Below are 18,523 nucleotides of genomic sequence, written 5' to 3'. Positions count from 1 at the left end.
ACTTGGCCCGGAGGTTAATGAACGTAGCGCATTGGATATGCAATTTCCCATAATATCTTTCCTGATAGGCTGTTAATTCAACAATCAACACAGCGCGGTAATTCTCACCGCCAGCGCGCCGTCAATATCCAGTAAATCACCACGCGCAAAGGCGCGACCCGCCACTTTCAAGGTAACTGCCCCATCATGGGTTGCCGTTCCCTGCAACATCGCCCCCGGCGCTAAGGTGCCAAGTGCCTGAATGGTGGTGGCAATCTGCGCCACTTCTACGGTTACCGTTATCGCTGCGTTGGCAACCAGTGTTTCCGGGGAAAGGGAGGGCGCAGAGACTGGTTCAATTTCAGATTCCTCATCAACCTCATACTCATCATTAATCTCAGATTCATCATCAATCTCCGGCTCCACCTCCATCCAGTCTTCAAAATCTTCCATTACTTCCTCAACATAAAAATAATTGTCTTCATGATCGTCCTGGCGAACCACCGCCAGTGGGCGATCCAGATATAAACACAGGGTCCCGTTTTGTACCGGCCAGTGCTTCTGTAACCGCAGTGCATCACCGGGTTGTGCCTTGTTCAGCGTGGCGCAGTTGGTGCGCAACCACCCGGCAAGCAGGGAAGCCTGTACCGGGATTTTCACCGTCTGCTGCTCTCCAGCAGATACAGGGAAGGCATAGTCAGCCAGCTGGGCGACCCACGCGGTGTTCTCCAGCGGCAGATAAAGATCCAGCTGCCGTTCCTCGCAGGTGATCGCCAGATGCCAGTACAGACCGGCTTCGCGTTCTCCACTCTCAAGAGAGGCTGATGCAGGCCATGGCAGATTATTCGAGCCCCGCACACGCCCGGCGTCTTCCAGCGTCCACAGCATCAGCAGATGGCGAAACTCCTCCGGTACTCGCTGCCACGAGGGGACAACCAGCATCGGCGCTACCCACTGGCACCACTGTGCTTCATCAAGCCAGAAAGTGGCTGCTGCGTCATTAAGATGCGTCTGCAGTAGTAAGCCTGGCGCTTTTTCACGCTGACAATAAGCGATACGCAGGTGGGTTTCGCCATCAGAAAGCATCAGTCCGGCTCCCACCTGGTTTATCAGCTGGCCAGCTGCTTTACTTATCTGTGGAATTTTTTTCATCATTGTTCACCTCAATAATCACCCGACAGGCGAACTGCCGTGCCAGCGTCCGCTCCAGCGGCTCCTTACCGGCGCGACGCTGTAATTTTTCCAGGTCTGCCGCGGCGAGACGGATAATAATCTGCCCATCATGACTGCGTGCTTCAATTTCCAGCCCGGCCAGTGGCCCATTGGTCAGACGCCAGGCCAGCCAATGGGTGGCCGACATGGCGCCGATACCGAGAAACTGTTGCCACAGCAGGGAAGCTGGCCCCTCCGTAAAGGGGACTTTTTTCCCCGAACCGGAACGCGCTTCTGCATCCTGGTGATTGTCGGTGACTGGCGCAGCGGTTTTAAAAAGCCGGGCGAACGCCTCTTCCTGTTGCTCATCTGCTGAGTGACTTTCACCGTCACCCGCGTGGCGGGAGAAGGCACTACGCGATCGATTTATAGGGATATGCATTATTCCTCCATCATGATTTTCAGCTTTTCCTGTTCCATCATGCTTTGCCGCAAAAGTTGTTGTTGTGCGTCTTTTTGTATCTCAAGCATCTGGCTCTGCGTCCTGGCGGCTTCCAGCTGCGTCATCAGGTCGTGGTCATACTGGTAATATCTCGCCAGTTCCACCCGGTAAGCGCGCCATTCCAGCGGGTCGAGAAGTTTTTCTTCATCACCACATTGTCGCCACTGGTGCCATAAGTCCTGCCGGATCTGCAAAAGTTCTTCGCGCATCTGTTCGTTCGCCGCCAGTTCCTTTTCCAGCCGGGTGATCTCACTGCGAATTTTTCTTTCGCGTCTTTCTTTCAACTGGAGTAAAGCGGTGAGCGTCAGTTTACTGTCGTCCATAATCTCTCCAGGATTTCTTCAAAACTGTTCTTTTCCGTGGTTTCCTGACACAGGAAATCGCGGATGGCGTCTTTACGTGCCAGTGCTTCATCTGCCTGGGCATCATTGCCCTGCTGGTATTCACCGACGCGCACCAGCAGCTCGATCTCTTTCCATGCCGCCATCAGCCGACGCAGTTTGCCTGCGTTAGCGCGATGATCGCTTTCCGTCACCTGACCCATCACGCGACTCACGCTGGCGGCAATGTCGATGGCGGGATAGTGGTTGGCCTGCGCCAGCTTGCGCGATAACACGATGTGACCATCGAGGATGGAGCGCACCTCATCAGCCACCGGCTCGTTAAGGTTGTCACCTTCAACCAGCACGGTATAAATGCCGGTGATGCTGCCGGTCTCGGCGGGTCCGGCGCGTTCCAGCAGCCGGGGCAGGCGGGCAAAGAAACTGGGTGGATAACTGCCCGCAGCGGGTGGCTCACCAGCGGCGAGGCCGATCTCACGCGAAGCACGGGCGAAACGCGTTAATGAATCCATCATCAGCAACACGTTTTTTCCCTGATCGCGGAAATATTCGGCGATGGTGGTGGCGGTGTAAGCCGCTTTCAGACGCTCCAGCGCCGGACGATCCGAGGTGGAGATCACCACCACGCAACGCGAGCGGGCTTCTTCACTGAGGGTATGTTCGAGGAATTCGCGCACCTCACGGCCCCTTTCGCCAATCAGCGCCAGTACAATGACGTCTGCCAGGCTGCCATCACAAATCATTCCCAGCAGGGTACTTTTCCCGCCACCGGCGGCGGCGAAAATACCGATACGCTGCCCCATACCACAGGTCAGAATGCCGTCGATGGCGCGCACGCCGAGTGGTAACGGGGTATCAATAATCTGGCGTGTCAGTGGGTTAGGGGCTGGCGCGTCAAGTGGACGCAGATCGGCATCCTCAGGGAACGTCACGTCGTCCAGCGGCCGTCCCAGTCCATCCACGATGCTGCCCAACAGAAAATCCCCCAGCGCCACCTGGTGTGCCTTACCCGTCGGTACCACTTTGCTGCCCGTGGTGACCCCGAGCGGTTCGGCAAACGGCGACAGGCTAACGTAGTTACCCTCAATGGCCACCACTTCGGCCGGGATACCGGAAGGCTCCAGCGTGCACAGCTCCGCCAGGCTGGCGCCCGGCAGTGATGCCTTCATCAGGGTTGGGCCGATCTCCACGATCTTGCCCGCAATTTTGCAGCTGGATGTTGGCAACACGCGCGGTAACCGCAGCCGGTTCTCCAGTTCCTGGCACAGCAGTTGTTCAAATGGCAGACGCATATCAGTACTCACCTATCAGGTCGATGTTACTGATAATGCGCAATTCGGTCTCTTCACCCACTTCCTGGAAGGAAAGGACCTGCAAATTGTAGAATTCGCGTTCAATCACCTTACGCAGGAAACGGCGCACATCAATGGCGGTGAACAGAACGTGGTTTTTACGATCACCCTCACCCACCGACTCACGAATGCTTTCGAGGATCGCCTGATTAAGTTCCGGATCCAGCGAAGAGTAGGAACCGGCGAAAGTCTGCCTGATGGCCTCACGGATCATATGTTCGATGTTGTCGCCAATGGTCCAGCCGCTAATCCAGGGCTGTCCTGCCTGGAAGCGGGTCAGCAGATGGCGACGTAAACCAATACGCACGTATTCCACCAACATAATCGGATCTTTCTCACGCGGCGCCCATTCGATCAGGGCTTCAAAGATGGTACGTAAATCGCGGATGGATACCCCTTCCGCTACCAGACGTTGCAGGACGTCGGCAATGCGGCCAATGGGGAGCTGGCGTTGTACTTCCTTCACCAGGTCGGAATATTTGCCCTCCATTGCGTCCATCAGGAAGCGTGTTTCCTGCACGCCGACGAAATCCCCGGCATGCCTGTCAATCAGCAGCGACAGGCAGTGAATCAGACGGTCATCGTCCTCATACAACGTTGTCCCCAGCGCCCGCAGGGTTTCTTTTTCGTCAGGGGCAATCCACTGTAGATCCAGTGAACCAAAGGGCAGCCTTACGCGTTGTTCAGCCTGCGAAAGTGTCGCGGAAGTGATATCGGCCAGCAGCAATCCTTTGGGGATCGCGACGGTCAGCACCGGTTCCTGATACAGCATCACCTTCATGGTGCCGTCTTCCAGCCCCGGATCGCGCTGTATCTGGATGTCGGGTAACGGAATACCCAGCTTCTCAAATTTGCTGAAACGAAAGGCATCCACTTTGGCGGCCAGCTTAGCGGAGGCGGCTAAATCAGAGGAAAGATGCAGCATCAATGGCGTTGCACCTGGTGTCATGGTGCGACCTTCCGTGCCACCGTCTTCACCCACGGTAGCGGCCTTACCGCCTGACTCACCCGCAGCTTTGTTGCGCTTTTTGAACCAGAAGGTCAGCCCGAGCAGCCCGGCAGCCAGCATAATAAAGTAGATGGCGGGAAAACCAGGGATCATGGCAAACACCAGCAACACCACCGCCGCCAGGGTAATCGCCTGGGTCTGGCGACCCAGCTGTTTCGACAGATCGCCCGCAAGGTTGAGTTTGTCTTCACCCGCGACGCGGGTCACGATAATACCGGCGGTAATCGAGATCAGCAGTGCCGGGATCTGACTGACCAGACCGTCACCAATCGACAGAATGGCATAGACCGACATCGCCTCACTGGCACTCATGCCACGCGACATCACGCCGATAGCGGTTCCGCCAAAGATGTTCACCAGAATGATGATGATGCCCGCGATGGCGTCGCCTTTAACGAACTTCATCGCACCATCCATCGCACCGTACAGCTGGCTCTCCTTCTGAACAAGACCACGCAGACGGCTGGCTTCAGCGGCATCAATCGAACCGGCACGCAGGTCACCATCGATACTCATCTGCTTACCGGGCATCGCATCCAGTGAAAAGCGAGCGCCGACTTCAGCCACACGCTCTGAACCTTTGGTGATAACGATGAACTGCACGATGGTGATGATCAGGAATACAATCAGACCGACACCGAGATTGCCGCCAACGGCGAAGGCACCAAAGGTGTAAACGATGTCGCCCGCGTCAGCCTGCAACAGGATCAGACGCGTGGTACTGATGGTTAACGCCAGACGGTACAGCGTGGTGATCAACAGCACCGAGGGAAAGGTCGCGAACTCCAGCGGATTTTTGATGTACAGCGCCATCATCATCAGGATGACGGAAATCGTCAGGTTCACGGCAATCATAAAATCCACTAACCCGGTGGGTAGCGGAATGATCATCATAAATACCGCCAGCAGCAGCATTGCCGCCAGCATCACGTCCTGGCGGCCTGCAATAATAAGCAGCCATTTTCTTGCCATCTGATTCATCGCTGGCCTCCGTTAAGCATCTCCAGCAGGCGACGTAAACTGTTCAGACACGCCAGCCAGTGATTGACGCCACTCTCCTTCAGCGGGGAGCAGCTCAGCATTTGTTGTCCACGCATTTGCCAGGCACGCACCGGCGAACCCTGAGTTCGCGCCGGATGACAGGCTTTGAGGGATTTTCTGAGAATCTGCGTCTGATAAGCGGGTTCCACTTCCTGCCCCAGCGTCAGTAAAATATGCCGGTCAAGACATTCGATATAGAGTCGGAAGGGCTGCATAACGAACTCCATCCGTGACGAAATCTGCGATGCGGGGAGTTCGGCTAATTGCAGGAACTGTTCCAGCCGCCGTTCGGTTTGTAATTCCATCCGATCTCTCTGAATTGGTGTGGGATTGAAGGAGCCTGGTGACATTGACCAGAGTGCGGCTATGATCGGGAAAGTTGGCGTCGGGCACTATCGGGTGAACACCTGAACCCTGAGCTAAGCTATGGGTAATACAAGCCAGCGGGCTTGCCGGAAGAACATATGAAACATTTCAGGTTGCGCTCATCTCTGCTCAGGCAAATCATTGTTTTGCTGGGATGCGCCATTGCGCTGTTCTGGCTCATTATCGAATCGGTCAATTTCTATTCCCGCTACGCCACGGCGCGCAACACCATCAAAAATGATCTGCAGGTTGAACTCAGCGCGTCGGTGAGCCGCGAGAGTAATCATTACCTGCAAGCGCAACGTACCCTGAGTACGCTGCTGGATTTGTGGCTCTCCACGCCGGATCGCAGCAATCTGGCGGTTGTTCCGCAGCATGCGGTGTTCATCCCGTTACCTGACGCCAGAATCAATCCTGAGCAGCAACAAAAAGCGCTGGCGCTGGTGGAGCTGTTTGGACACTCCAGTGAAGAGATGGGGGAAGAGGCTTTTATTCTGCTGCCCCAGCAGGGGATGGCGTATTTCCAGTCAGCAGGAACCTCAGAACAGGCGAGTCTGCAACGCGCTCATACCTTACTGGCCGAAAGCACCGGGTTAAGCGAGGCGGGCTTCCACTGGGGCACCCCTTTCCGGCGTGAAGATACTGGCCAGCTGTATGTGCCACTGACCACCCGCGATCCGCGTACCGGCGTGGTAGTGGGGATGGATGTGCAGGTCTGGCGTATGCCGATGCTTAACCATGAACTACAGCACGACATCCGCTTTGCCATGCTGGGCGAGAACGATCAATTCCTGCCGCTTGCCACCTTTGAAAAAGCCATTCCGGTGGGCGAGTTTCCCTTCGAGGCCATGTCACGTTGCCAGTCACAAGGGCAGGTTGAGGTGGGTAACTACCATTTCGCCTGCGAAGATTTTACCGGGCCGCCGTGGTGGATGGTGGTGCGCTACCCGGAACGTCAGGTGGCGCTGAGTGCGCTGGGCAGCCAGCTGTGGACGCTGCCGCCGGTGCTCCTGGCGCTGCTGTTATTATTGTTCCTGCTTTACTGGGGGCTTGATCGCCTGCTTGGCATGCCGCTGCGGCATTTAATGAGGGTGATCGAAAGACACAGTTTTCTCGACTGGACGCTGGCGCTGCCCGAAGGGCGCAAAGACGAACTGGGACGGATTGCCAAGGCCTATAACCGGATGCTCAGCATTCTGAAAGCCAACTCCAGTACGCTGGAAAGCCGGGTGCAGGAACGGACCAGTATGCTGAAGCAGGCGACGGATATTGCTGAAGAGATGAGTAAGCGCAAAAGCGAGCATATCGCCAGCGCCAGCCATGAAATCCGCACACCGATGAACAGCGTGGTGGGGGCACTGGAATTGCTGCATCACTCGGATCTGACCCCGGCACAGCGCGATCTGGTGCAAACCGCGCGCACCTCGTCCGACTACTTGTTGTCTCTGATTAACAACCTGCTGGATTACAACCACATTGAAACCGGGCAGCTGGAGCTTTCGACGGAACAGGTTGACCTGCTGCCGATGCTCGACAAGGTCATGACCACGGTACATTTACGCGCTGAGGAGAAAGGCCTGGCGCTGACCTGCATCGTTGCTGCGGGTGTGCCGCTGGATCTGGAGCTGAGCCGTATCCGGGTTAAACAAATTTTAATTAACCTGTTGGGTAATGCCATCAAGTTTACCCATCAGGGTTATGTGCATTTGCGCGTTGAACGACGCAAATCATTGCTGGTGTTTGCGGTGAAAGACAGTGGCGAAGGGATCGCAGCAAACCAGCAACAGGAAATTTTCCGTCCTTTTGCGCGGGTGAGCGAACATTCCGGGGGGAATGGTCTGGGGTTGACCATTTCGGCGATGCTGGCGCAATCGATGGGTGGCGAGATTCAGCTCACCAGCCAGCCGGGTAAAGGATCCTGCTTCACGCTGCTGCTGCCGATCCAGCAGGGTGGCAAGCCACTGGAACCCTTTACCGGTTCGGTGAAAGCGCCGGAAGCGTTGCACGAGCAGCTGGAAATGTGGGGATTAACCGCCTTTGCCGGCGAGGACCCCGCGCTCACTTCACCGGCGCTGGTGTTCCAGCCGGGCCGTTTGTATCGCCTGCTGGCGATGTTGCTACAGGGGGAACATTTCACCGAACCCAGCGACAAACCTATGATGGTCAGCCCGTGGATGCTGAAGATCCTGGTGGTGGATGATAATGCCGTCAACCGCGACATCATTCAGAAGACCCTGCGTCATCTCGGGCACGAAGCGGAAACGGCGGCATCCGGTAAAGAGGCGCTTAAACGCGGTCAGCAGCATGTCTATGATCTGGTATTGATGGATCTGCGGATGCCGGAGATGGACGGTTACACCACCACGCGTAACTGGCGCGATCCGCACTGGAACATTCTTGACGCAGAAACCCCGGTGATCGCCCTGACTGCCGATGCCCTGAAAAGCGAACGCGAGCGGGCCAGAGAATGCGGCATGGTGGGTTTTCTGACCAAACCCTTTGAGATGGCAAAGCTGCTCAATGCACTGGAAAAAGTGATGGTGACCCAGCTTAGTCAGGGCAGGGAGTTGACCCCCAACGCCGCCCTCTACAAACCGCTGGTGGATTTGACCCAGGATGAGGAGTTACGCGCCAAAGTCGCCGTCACCTTCCGCAGTTTTATTCAGGAGCTGAATCACGCCTGGCAAAATCATCAGTCGGAAGAACTCACGGATATGATGCACACCATCAAAGGCAGCGCCGGGCTGTGTAATATGCCGGAACTTTATCGTTCGGCAGAATTGCTTGAGACGGATTTACGCGCCGGGCGTTGGCCGGAGCGGGGACGGCTGGATGCGTTTATCGCGCTGATCAGTGATGAAATAGAAATGGTGAAAAGCGCATAGCGAGAAGCGCAGGATGGGATCACTATCCCATTCCGGAGGATATACCAGGATTTTGATGTGAAACCTCATAATATTAATGAGTTGTATCAAATTATTCTGCTGCATATCGCTTAACATTGTGGACGCTGCAAGCACACGGATTATTAAAAGGGAAATTTTATGTCCGCAATCAAACGCCTCCGCTTATGGCGGAATCCACTGTCAGTGCTGGTCATGACGGCCTGTGCCAGTATGTCTGCTACCGCACAGACAGTTCCAGCAACGTATGGCATCGATAACAAAGATGTTCCCCCGCATTGCCTGCCTCAGGCTGATAGCGATCCTGACTGGGCGAGCGCAGAAATTCGCCAGGAAAAGTGGTATCAGAACTGGAAACTCAGCACCACAACCTATTGTGTTAACCCGATGAACCTGGAGCGGGATAATGCAAAAAATGGCCAGTTTCAGAAAACAGTATTACGTACCGATCATCGCTGGTTATTTCGTGGTGATGTCAGTACCAACGTCGCACGCATTTTTACCGTGGGTCTGATTCCCAATGAGCCAGACAGTGCGGCGGCCAGCGAGGACTGGTCACCGCCACTCCTCCTCACGCCAGGATCGAATCATCAATCGGCGCTGACCAGCACATCCTATCGTCCTGGCGTGGCGATGGTTTTTGGCGCTGCCGCCGAGGGTGACCGGGAGCCGGCGGCTTATGTTCTCGACCCACCGGGAGGCGTGGATGTTAACGGATCTTATGGCATGTCTGCTGGCGCCGTCTGGGAGGAAGTGGCCATGCTGGGAGGGATCCAGACCGGTTATATCCGTGGTGCGTATTTAAATGAAGTGCCAGGCAGCACCTTCCCCTCCGGATATAAAGACAATATCAACTACCATCGTTACCAGCCCTTGCCGGAAAATCAGCAGGAAATCATGGTGACCACTACCGGCAATCAGTTTGCCGATATCATTCTGAAGGTTGACGGCCAATTTCACGAGGATGGCATTTATCGTCTGCCTGATCAGATGTCAGCAAAAATAGAGGCTTATGATAAAGCGGGTCATCCTTTGCATGTTCGCTGGCGCGTATACGACATGGATAAATGGTTAACCAGCGCCACCTGTCTGATGGTCTCTCCCAGCATGCAGGCTAACCGCCGCATCGTCATATCGGCGTCAGAATCCTATGCCGACACGCCTCAGCTGCAAGGATGCAGCAGCTTTCAAAAAACCTCATTGCAGGACACCGAATTTGTGGCAGGTCCGGCGTTGGCAGGAAATACCCGGCAGGCGTTAAATGGAAAATATGGTGCATGGACTGCGGGCAATGTCACGCTGGTATCAGAGTCGCTGGCCGCACTGAGCGACAGGCGTAAATTGCTGAACACCGCGGCACAGGCCATTGACCTGCATGACTACCGTAGCAGCAAATATGGACCGGGTTCGCCCGGATATATCGAACAGGACTTCAGAAGTGACAGCCTCGCCAGTAACAGCGGGCGGTGGAATCAGATTGCTTTCCGGCTCGGGAATAACCCACAAACCTGGTGTACCGATGCGCGCAATGGCTATCCGGACACGCGTTATGCGGGCGATCAGCGCGTCAGGGTAAGCATTATCGACAAAGGCTCTTTGCAGGTTGTAGCCGATAAAGAGTTTAACATCGGTGTTGCGCAGAAAAAGCCAGCATCCTCAGGCTGGATGGATCCGCAGTGGCATACCGTTTCTCTGGCTTTTAAACCCACAGGGGCGGATCAGGATTATACCATCCGGTTTGAATCGACCAGTGAAACCGGGAAAGCGTGTGGTGCGTTGATCGCGGGGCTGGATTTCAGCGCTGATTCGGCAAGGTGATAGCCAATAATATGAGAACACCCAGGGTGTTCTCATGTTCGCCATAAAAATCTTAAAATCAGAGAGGATATTTTCGGTCATTCTAGTGACCATTGCATCATTACCGATAAATAGTCTTATACCCTTCAGAGGATGAAAATAATGACTCAAACAGGCTTTGTTTCAAATACTTCTATCCCGATTACTTCTTCATCTTTAACCCTGTCAAATGCCGGATCTGCTTTCAATGCGCCATCGAACATGGCGTTTATTAGTAATGTGACAATGTCCGATTTACATTCTAATATTTCGTGTCTCAGCGGCGCTTCAGGTTCAGCGGTTATCGGAGAACAAGGGCAGCCCGGTAAGATAACCATCCCCAAAATAGCCCATTTCGTGTGGGAAGGGAAAAATATATCTGAAAAACACCTTTTTAATATTCTGAATTTTAAGCGACTCAACCCTGATTTTGCAGTGAAGATTTGGACTACCCGTCCGGCATCGATTAACCGTACTTTGGATAAGATGTTAAATGGTGAAAATGCGGAATACCGCTATCTGGCCTTTAACTTTAGCGATAGATCAGATGGATGCCTTTTTCTTCAAACGACTGATCCTCGTGAGCTTTTTTCTGGTATCGGGGCTGGGGTCTCTGCCGGATGGGCCAGGGAGACATCGGGATGTTTTAATAATCAGGCGGCGGCGTCAGATATTACCCGGCTTGCCGCTTTATACCAGTTCGGCGGAACCTACTTTGATGTTGATGTTTATATGACGGGTAAATTCGAGTGTCCGATATATAACCCTTATCAGCCAGGAACGAGTGGAATATTAACCTATGGCAACCCGATCATTACAGCGATAAAACAGAGTCCTGCGTTGTTTGCGGCACTTCAGACTATTAACGAAAATTATACCTGCCTGCCAAGAAAAACTGACGATTCCTTTTACGCTTTTAATGATATGTTCACATTCGAAAGAAAAAGACGTTTTGAAGCGGCTGATGTCTGGGATGTAAAAAGGACAACAAAATCAGGACGCATTCAGGGCACCATGAGTATGACTGGCATCGATGTTTTTAAAGAAGGCTGGTGGCCTGAAGCGAATCCAATAGGTTGCGGTAATATGATATTTGGACATCATACCGATCATGATATGCATCCAACAAAAGCATCGCTGCTTAAACAACATAAGATTCTGACGGAAGAAATGAGTAAAGAGGGGTTGGACCAGAAACAAAAAGAGTGGGATATATACATGTCACAATCCAGTGACTGGAGAGCTAAGTCTAATGATTGTATGGTGTTCACTGACCATGAGCTGACGCGTGATGAACGCATGAAAAAGATGAATGAACCGCTCTCGCGGCACTGGAGAAAGGATGTGGATGCTTATGCAGAATCTTATAAAAATATATCGACGCTGAAATCCAGACGCAGCAGTTCCTGAAGGTAAGACATAAAGTACAGAGCCGGGCGATTGTCCGGCTCTGTGGTCAGATATCCGGCTAATTGCGGCAACGCATTAACCCCCACCACCCAACGCCTGCCACAGTTTCATCTCTGCCAGGTTGCGATTCATTCGATTTTCCGCCAGCTGTTGCTGCTGCCTGGCCAGCGCCTGGCGTTGTGTCAGCACCTCTTTCAGGGAAAGCTGCCCGGTCTGCCAGGCCAGTTCCGCGAGGGTAAGGGTATGTTCAGCCATTTCCTCCGCGCGTTGCAGACTGAGTTGCTCCTCGTAATAACGCTGACGTGAGGCCAGCGCATCTTCGACCTCCTTCAGCGCGGTATAAAATGCGTCCTTAAACAGCGCTACAGACTGAGAATATTGATCTTCAGCGACGCGGGTCTTTAAGCGCATCTCATTGAAATGCAAAAAGGGGAAGAGGATCGCGCCACCCACCGTGCCGACAGGGTCGTGCAGGACTTTCATCAGATCACGCCCGCCGCCAGAACTCAGGTTGCTGTTTAATACCAGAGTGGGATAAAAACTTTGCTGCGTGACGCCAATATTGGTCAGCTTCAGGCGCAGCCGGTACTCCGCTGCCTGCAAGTCAGGGCGTCTGGCGAGGATCGATGCCGGTAAGGGGGCTGTCAGTGGCGTCAGCGTCAGCTTACTGGCCGGGGCAATGGTGCAGGGGAGTGGGGCTGTGGGAGCCTGATTAAACAGAATCGCCAGCGCCCGCAGGTTCTCCTGCTGCAGATAGCGCAGCTGAGATTGCTGTTGCTGTTGCCAGAGCTGATCCTGCTCCGCCTGTAGCACTTCCAGCCTGCTGCCTTCACCCAGACGAAAACGGACACGGGCAATCTGATGCAGCCGGGCGAGAGCATCCGCGTTACGCTGCTCCAGTTGCAGCCGCTCCAGCAGATACTGTTGCCGCCAGTATAACTCCAGCGCGCTGCCCGTGAGTCTGAGGCGGGCAGCGGCCAGATCGAAACCGGTGGCAGTGGCTTCCCAGTGCGCCATATCGCGGCTGGCGGCGATCTTCTGCCAGATATCCAGCTCATAGCGCAGCGACAGGTTACCGCTGTAAGCGCGTCGGCTCGGCTGCCCGGTATTGACCTGCTTACCCACCGCACCATCCAGACCCGCAGAGACATCAGGCAGCAGCTGGCTATCGGCCAGACCGGCATTCAGCTCCGCTTCATGCAGGCGGTAAACCGCCGCCGCCAGGTTGTTGTTACGCGCCAGCAGCGCCGCCACCAACTTATTGAGTTGCGGATCGTTAAAGGTTGTCCACCAGGCTTGCTGCCCGGATGATGAGGGTTGCGCGGCAGATTGCCCATGCTGCCATGATGTCGGCATCTCCAGCTGCTTTTTGACGCTGTCCACATCCGGTACGGATGACTGCTGACAACCGGCCAGCAGGCCAAGGGCGTAAAGCCAGGTGAGTTTCTTCTGCATCAGTTATTCCCTGCTGAGTGCAACGACGGGATGAAGCCGGGCCGCCCGCTGTGCAGGGACATAACCGAACACCAGGCCGGTTGCCATTGAGCACATCACCGCCACCGCCACGGACAGCGGTGAGAACAGCAGGGGGATTTCATCGAATAACAGCGGGGAGAACTGACTAATCAGGGCGGAAAGCAGCACACCAATCAGACCTCCGGCGCTGCAAACCACTAATGCTTCGCTAAGAAATTGTTGCAGGATATCGCGCTGCCTGGCCCCCAGCGCCAGGCGTACCCCAATCTCATGCGTGCGCTCGGTGACGGAAACCAGCATCATATTCATCACGCCAATTCCGCCAATCAACAGCGCGATAAACGCAATGGTCAGCACCAGCAGTGTCAGCGTCGCGGCGGATTTTTCTACCGCTTTGGTGACCTCTTCCGCAGAGAAAATGAAAAAATCCTGTTTGCCGTGCCAGAGTGTCACCGCCTGGGTAACGCGGGCGCTGATCAGCGCCGTATCTGCGCCATCGCTGACTTTATACATGATGGCATCGACATCCCGCCGTACCCGCTGGCGCATCTGCAACACGCTGAAGGGGAGATAGACCACCGCATTCTTCTGGAAGCTATCGTTCGGGATGATGCCGGCCACCGTGGTCATCACATCATTAATCTGCAGGGTTTTACCGACGGGATTATCGAGCGGGTCGAACAGCGCACGGCGGGTATTCTCATCAATCACCACCGACGGATGGCTGCGCCGCACATCTTCTGCGGTGAATAACGCCCCCTGGTTAGCCTGTTTACCGTTCAGGGCGAAATAATGTTCGCTGACGCCCAGCAATTGCGTCTGGATCTGGCGGCGACCGTTTTGCAGCACAGCGGAGGTGTTGATCAGCGGTGACACCTGCTCGATGCCCTGAAACGTGCGCAACAGCGCAGCATCCTGCGCCGTCAGCGTAGTGAGAAAGCGTGCCTGCCGATCTCCCCAGCCGCTGCCCGGATACAGGGTGAAGGTGTTATACCCCATCGCTTTGATATCGGCGACCACCCGCTCCCTGGCGCCCTGGCCAAGCCCGACCATGCAGGACACCGCAGTGATGCCAATCACGATGCCCAGCATGGTCAATGCGGCCCGCAGCGGCTGACCCCGAAGCGCCGCCAGTGCCATGCGCCATGCTTCATACCATGCGTCGAGACGGGAGAGTGTGGCAGGCTGGGGGGGATTTAAGCGCGGCGGATTACCGGGCGGGGCGCTACGCTCATCGGCGACCATCGCGCCATCACAGATACGGATAACGCGATCGGCTAAGGCTGCCACGCTGGCATCATGGGTCACGATAATCACGGTGTGACCCTGGCGTTGTAAATCGCGCAGGATGGCCATCACTTCTGCCCCGGTTTGCCTGTCCAGCGCGCCGGTTGGCTCATCGGCAAGGATCACCTCACCACCGTTGGTCAGCGCGCGGGCAATGCTGACCCGCTGCTGCTGCCCGCCGGAGAGCTGGCCGGGCAGGGCGTGTTCACGTCCCGACAGCCCCAGCCGGGCCAGCAGTGCCTGTGCCCGTTGCTGGCGCTGTGCACGGGGTAACCCGGCATAGATGGCGGGCAGAGCGACGTTATCGCTGGCGCTCTGGCGCGTGATTAACTGGTAACGCTGAAAGACAAAGCCGAAATATTTACGCCGTAGCCACGCCAGCTCGTCAGCCGACAAATGCTGAGTATCACGCCCTTCAATGAGGTAGCTTCCCGCGCTGACAGCGTCGAGACACCCCAGGATATTCAACAGGGTGGATTTGCCGGAACCGGAAGGTCCCATCAGGGCCACCATTTCACCGCGCTGGATACTGAGAGAAATCTGGCTTAATGCCGTGGTGCGGTTATCGTCGTCACCATAATGTTTTGCCACCGCGCATAACTGCAGCAACGGGGGTTCGTTGGCTATCGTGGTTTTCATAATGCCGGGATCACCACGCGTTCGCCTGCTGCCAGGCCAGCGACAATTTGTACGTCATTACCATTAATCAACCCCACCGTGACCTGACGCGGCTGTGATTTCCCCCGGCTGTCGGCAACCTGCACCTCAAAGCGTTGTTCTTCCAGCCTGGCGCCGAGGGCTGCCAGCGGGATGACTAACGCATCAGCGATACGTTGCGTGATAATCCGTACCTGAGCATGCATGGCGGGACGTAACTGACCATCGTGGTTATCCACCTGGAAGGTGGCGTGATAATAAACCGCTTCGTCACTGTGACCGGCGAGGGCAGGAGCCGTCCCCGCGCCAGCGGTGGCGCTCTCGGGCAAGGCTGCGATCAGGTCGAGCTGTGCGGCATATTTCTTATCGGGCTGAGCGGCCACCGTGAACCACACCGGTTGTCCTGCCGCGACCTGAGTAATATCGGCCTCAGAGATTTTTGCTTTGACCAGCAGGCTATGGAGATCACCCAGCACCATTAATATCGGTGCCGCCTGAGCGGAGACGATGGTTTGCCCCACCTGTGCGACATTGCTGAGTACCGTTCCATCCATCGGCGCGGTGATCCGTGTGTAGCGGATATTGGCTTTGGCGCTGTCGACTTCCACCAGAGCCTGTTGCCGCTGGCTTTCCAGCACCGCCACTTCCTGGCGTGCGGTGATGAGATCCATTTCGGCGCGTTCAACATCGGCCTGCGACACCCCCTCGGCAGCGCGCAGGATTTTTTGCCGCTGGAGAATCCGTGCCAGATGTTTAACCTGCTGCCTGCGCAGGGTAAGTTGTGCCGCCGTGCTGTTCAGGCTGGCCTGCGCTTTACGCAGCGCGTTTTCCTGCAAGACAGGATCGATCTCAACCAGCAAATCGCCTTTTTTGACCTGATCGCCCGGTCTGGCATGCAACGCCGTGATTTGTCCGTTGACCTGCGCACCAATATTCACCTGTTTCGCCAGTGACAGGGTGCCGCTGGCCAGCACCTGATGTTCGAGGTCCTTTTGCATGACTGGCGCGGTGGTGAGCGGTGCGTCCTGATGCACCATCAAGCGCCATCCCAGAGCCGTGCCGATCACGGCCAGCAGTAACCCGACGCTGAACAGCGTTTTCCGCAGCCTCATGCTGGCCGCTCTCCCATGGCGCAGGCATCACCTGACATCACCTGCAACTTGCCGTCCTGCAACCTAATCACCCGGTCAAAACGCTGGGCCAGCTGCCTGTCATGCAGCGCCACCAGAATCGTTTTCTCGCTCGCCAGGATGGCATCGATAGCGCGGGTGGCGGCCTGTTTATCGAGGTTGGCGGTCGGTTCGTCTAACAGTAACAACGGCTTGTCGCTGCACAGTGCTCGCGCCAGCATCAGACGCTGTTGCTGCCCGGCTGAAAGTAACGGATTGCGGTGGGAGATCTGGCTGCGATGACCATGTGGCAGTGCCGCGATACAGGCTTCGAGATCCAGCTGGTGGAGAAGTTGTATCGCCTGGCCGCTCTTGCCCCGTTGGTTAAACAACAGAACATTGTCCAGCACGCTGGCCTGCAACAGGGTGTCTTCGCTGCGCTGATAAAAAGCCAGCTGCTGCAAATCCGCCCAGTTGCCGGTCTCCCCATCCACCGTGAGCTGCCCCTGCTGTGGCTGATACCAGCCGCACAGCACTTTCAGCAGCGAACTCTTTCCGCTGCCGGAGAGACCGATGACGGCGATTTTTTCCCCGGCCTGGAACTGAAGGTCTGAGCGGGTAAAAACCGGTCGGCCTGGCGTGTAAGCAAAGCTGAAATTTTCACAGCGTAATGCCGAGAAGTGCCGTCTGGCTGAAGTTGTGGGGGACGCGGGCGTTGCCTCGGGTAGCAGCTCCTGCGCGCGTTGTACCATCACCCGGCTTTCTCTCACCTGAATCCACGCCATATAAAAGCGGGTGGCGGCCCCCAGTGCCAGCTGTTTAAACATCACAAAGGCGAACAGCTGACCCACGGTCAGCGCCTGCTGGGCAAACAGATACATCGCCACGCCCAGCATGGCAATATTTTCCAGGCTGGCGAGCAACTGATAACTGCGTGATTGTCTGGCGCTTAGCCATTGCAGTTGCGTCACGCTGTTGAGCAGGTTTTCGTTTTTCTGCGCGAACTTTGCGCAGCGTTCATGTTGCAGACCCGCCGATTTAACCAGCCCAATGCAATTCAGGGTTTCATAGGTAAATGCCTGATATTCCCCTGATAAGTTCTCCGTGGCGTGGTGTAATGCCTCACGCTGGCTGCTGTACCAGCTGCTGATCGCGCCATAAATCAGGATCACCAGCAGTGCCAGAGATCCCAGCAACGGATGCAGCCAGAACATGGCGATGGTGGAAAGCAGGGTGGTCAGCAAGGCTATCCACAGCGTGTTAAGCAGGCCGCCGCGTTGCACCAGAATGCGGGCCAGCGAAGAGAACCGCTGATTCATATCGGCAGCGGAACGCTGTTCAAACCAGGTCATCGGTTTTTGCAGCAGCTGATTAAACAGGCCAGGGATATAATTGCGCGACAGGCTGCGTTGCTGCGCGATGCCCAGCCGCACCAGCCCCAGATCGAGCAATGCTGAGAGAACCACCGCCAGGGTAACGACGATAAAAGGTGTCCAGAGACCAAAATTCTGCGGAAAGGCCCCTTTATCCAGTACGCGGGAAAACAGCAGGGGCTGCAAAAAAGCCAGCATCCCGACCAGCAGCGAACCGGTAAAGATGCGCCAGCGAAAGGGGATCTGCACCCCGGGTAGCAACGGTCTGCGTCGCGGGCGTACTTCCGCAGGAGCCGCCGTCACCTGGCTGGAATAATCGGCAATGATCGCGTAGCCGGTGAAGTGTTCCAGTAAGGTATCCAGCCGGTACACCGCCTCGCCAGAAGCAGGATTAAACAGGTGGACGTAACGCCCTTTGCGTGCGGCGATAAACACAAAATGGTTACCACCAAAATGCAAAATAGCCGGTAACGGCAGCGCTTCCATCTCTTTCACATCAAAGCGGATCGGCAGCACGTTAATATTGAGCTGGCCGAGAATATCCGTCAGCTGGTGCAGCGAGGCACCCGCGCTGGTGAGGGGAAAGCGTGCGCGCAGGCTGGGGAGATCCTCCTGCTGTCCCAATGCCGCAGCAAACATACTGATACAGGCCAGGCCGCACTCGGCGGTTTCCTGCTGAAAAACCATCTCTGGGATGAAGGTCTTGCGGGTCTTGTTCTTCATAACGGCC

General features: G+C 55.7%; 13 protein-coding genes. 3 read left to right on the top strand and 10 right to left on the bottom strand.

Translation table 11 applies throughout. The features are described 5' to 3' along the window. Positions 1-84 precede the first annotated feature (84 nt). From sctQ to CUN67_RS24310, 6 genes are read right to left on the bottom strand one after another with little or no spacing between them, the layout of a single operon-like run. A complete protein-coding gene (gene sctQ / locus CUN67_RS24335; RefSeq protein WP_208718055.1) occupies positions 85-1,134 on the bottom strand; it encodes a type III secretion system cytoplasmic ring protein SctQ in 1,050 nt (349 codons plus the stop codon). Beyond that, entirely contained in the window at positions 1,106-1,573 is a 468-nt protein-coding gene (locus CUN67_RS24330; protein WP_208718054.1) for a hypothetical protein, read from the bottom strand. Before CUN67_RS24330 ends, sctQ begins: the two co-directional genes overlap by 29 nt. After that, complete coding sequence (locus CUN67_RS24325; protein WP_208718053.1) at positions 1,573-1,956, bottom strand: hypothetical protein; 384 nt, start codon at positions 1,954-1,956, stop codon at positions 1,573-1,575. Before CUN67_RS24325 ends, CUN67_RS24330 begins: the two co-directional genes overlap by 1 nt. Next, positions 1,938-3,266 (bottom strand): EscN/YscN/HrcN family type III secretion system ATPase, encoded by a 1,329-nt coding sequence (locus CUN67_RS24320; protein WP_208718052.1) that lies wholly within the window; start codon positions 3,264-3,266, stop codon positions 1,938-1,940. The genes CUN67_RS24325 and CUN67_RS24320 overlap by 19 nt, the downstream gene beginning before the upstream one ends. Position 3,267: 1 nt before the next feature. Next, a complete protein-coding gene (locus CUN67_RS24315) occupies positions 3,268-5,316 on the bottom strand; it encodes an EscV/YscV/HrcV family type III secretion system export apparatus protein (protein ID WP_208718051.1) in 2,049 nt (682 codons plus the stop codon). Then, positions 5,313-5,681 carry a type III secretion chaperone SycN gene (locus CUN67_RS24310; RefSeq protein WP_208718050.1) on the bottom strand — a complete coding sequence of 123 codons (369 nt, stop codon included), beginning with the start codon at positions 5,679-5,681 and terminating at the stop codon, positions 5,313-5,315. The genes CUN67_RS24315 and CUN67_RS24310 overlap by 4 nt, the downstream gene beginning before the upstream one ends. Before the next feature lie 159 nt (positions 5,682-5,840). Between CUN67_RS24310 and CUN67_RS24305 the strand changes: the two genes are divergently transcribed. The 3 genes from CUN67_RS24305 to CUN67_RS24295 all read left to right on the top strand — a co-directional run bounded on the left by CUN67_RS24305 (position 5,841) and on the right by CUN67_RS24295 (position 11,891). Beyond that, positions 5,841-8,627 (top strand): two component system sensor kinase, encoded by a 2,787-nt coding sequence (locus CUN67_RS24305; RefSeq protein ID WP_208718049.1) that lies wholly within the window; start codon positions 5,841-5,843, stop codon positions 8,625-8,627. A gap of 159 nt (positions 8,628-8,786) precedes the next feature. After that, positions 8,787-10,463, top strand: a complete 1,677-nt coding sequence (locus CUN67_RS24300) for a scabin-related ADP-ribosyltransferase (protein WP_208718048.1) — start codon at positions 8,787-8,789, stop codon at positions 10,461-10,463. A gap of 141 nt (positions 10,464-10,604) precedes the next feature. Beyond that, the gene (locus CUN67_RS24295; protein ID WP_208718047.1) at positions 10,605-11,891 is read left to right on the top strand and encodes a TcdA/TcdB catalytic glycosyltransferase domain-containing protein; all 1,287 of its coding nucleotides are present in this window, start codon (positions 10,605-10,607) and stop codon (positions 11,889-11,891) included. Positions 11,892-11,966: 75 nt separating this feature from the next. Here the strand turns inward: CUN67_RS24295 and CUN67_RS24290 are convergent, their stop codons facing one another. The 4 genes from CUN67_RS24290 to CUN67_RS24275 are packed head-to-tail and all read right to left on the bottom strand — an operon-like array spanning position 11,967 to position 18,516. Beyond that, positions 11,967-13,346 carry an efflux transporter outer membrane subunit gene (locus CUN67_RS24290; protein WP_208718046.1) on the bottom strand — a complete coding sequence of 460 codons (1,380 nt, stop codon included), beginning with the start codon at positions 13,344-13,346 and terminating at the stop codon, positions 11,967-11,969. A gap of 3 nt (positions 13,347-13,349) precedes the next feature. After that, positions 13,350-15,293, bottom strand: a complete 1,944-nt coding sequence (locus CUN67_RS24285; RefSeq protein WP_208718045.1) for an ABC transporter permease — start codon at positions 15,291-15,293, stop codon at positions 13,350-13,352. Next, positions 15,290-16,423, bottom strand: coding sequence for an efflux RND transporter periplasmic adaptor subunit (locus tag CUN67_RS24280; protein ID WP_208718044.1), 1,134 nt, complete (start codon positions 16,421-16,423; stop codon positions 15,290-15,292). Before CUN67_RS24280 ends, CUN67_RS24285 begins: the two co-directional genes overlap by 4 nt. Then, a complete protein-coding gene (locus CUN67_RS24275; protein ID WP_208718043.1) occupies positions 16,420-18,516 on the bottom strand; it encodes a peptidase domain-containing ABC transporter in 2,097 nt (698 codons plus the stop codon). Before CUN67_RS24275 ends, CUN67_RS24280 begins: the two co-directional genes overlap by 4 nt. Between the last annotated feature and the right edge of the window lie 7 nt (positions 18,517-18,523).

Source organism: Pantoea cypripedii (genome assembly GCF_011395035.1).
GTDB lineage: Bacteria > Pseudomonadota > Gammaproteobacteria > Enterobacterales > Enterobacteriaceae > Pantoea > Pantoea cypripedii_A.
This window is presented reverse-complemented; position numbering and strand designations above follow the sequence as displayed.

Excerpts from the sequence above, each read along its gene's own strand:
- CUN67_RS24320 (WP_208718052.1), bottom strand. The coding sequence starts at position 3,266 with ATGCGTCTGCCATTTGAACAACTGCTGTGCCAGGAACTGGAGAACCGG.
- CUN67_RS24300 (WP_208718048.1), top strand. The coding sequence starts at position 8,787 with ATGTCCGCAATCAAACGCCTCCGCTTATGGCGGAATCCACTGTCAGTG.
- CUN67_RS24295 (WP_208718047.1), top strand. The coding sequence starts at position 10,605 with ATGACTCAAACAGGCTTTGTTTCAAATACTTCTATCCCGATTACTTCT.
- CUN67_RS24310 (WP_208718050.1), bottom strand. The coding sequence starts at position 5,681 with ATGGAATTACAAACCGAACGGCGGCTGGAACAGTTCCTGCAATTAGCC.
- CUN67_RS24290 (WP_208718046.1), bottom strand. The coding sequence starts at position 13,346 with ATGCAGAAGAAACTCACCTGGCTTTACGCCCTTGGCCTGCTGGCCGGT.
- sctQ (WP_208718055.1), bottom strand. The coding sequence starts at position 1,134 with ATGATGAAAAAAATTCCACAGATAAGTAAAGCAGCTGGCCAGCTGATA.
- CUN67_RS24275 (WP_208718043.1), bottom strand. The coding sequence starts at position 18,516 with ATGAAGAACAAGACCCGCAAGACCTTCATCCCAGAGATGGTTTTTCAG.
- CUN67_RS24315 (WP_208718051.1), bottom strand. The coding sequence starts at position 5,316 with ATGAATCAGATGGCAAGAAAATGGCTGCTTATTATTGCAGGCCGCCAG.
- CUN67_RS24325 (WP_208718053.1), bottom strand. The coding sequence starts at position 1,956 with ATGGACGACAGTAAACTGACGCTCACCGCTTTACTCCAGTTGAAAGAA.
- CUN67_RS24305 (WP_208718049.1), top strand. The coding sequence starts at position 5,841 with ATGAAACATTTCAGGTTGCGCTCATCTCTGCTCAGGCAAATCATTGTT.
- CUN67_RS24280 (WP_208718044.1), bottom strand. The coding sequence starts at position 16,423 with ATGAGGCTGCGGAAAACGCTGTTCAGCGTCGGGTTACTGCTGGCCGTG.
- CUN67_RS24330 (WP_208718054.1), bottom strand. The coding sequence starts at position 1,573 with ATGCATATCCCTATAAATCGATCGCGTAGTGCCTTCTCCCGCCACGCG.
- CUN67_RS24285 (WP_208718045.1), bottom strand. The coding sequence starts at position 15,293 with ATGAAAACCACGATAGCCAACGAACCCCCGTTGCTGCAGTTATGCGCG.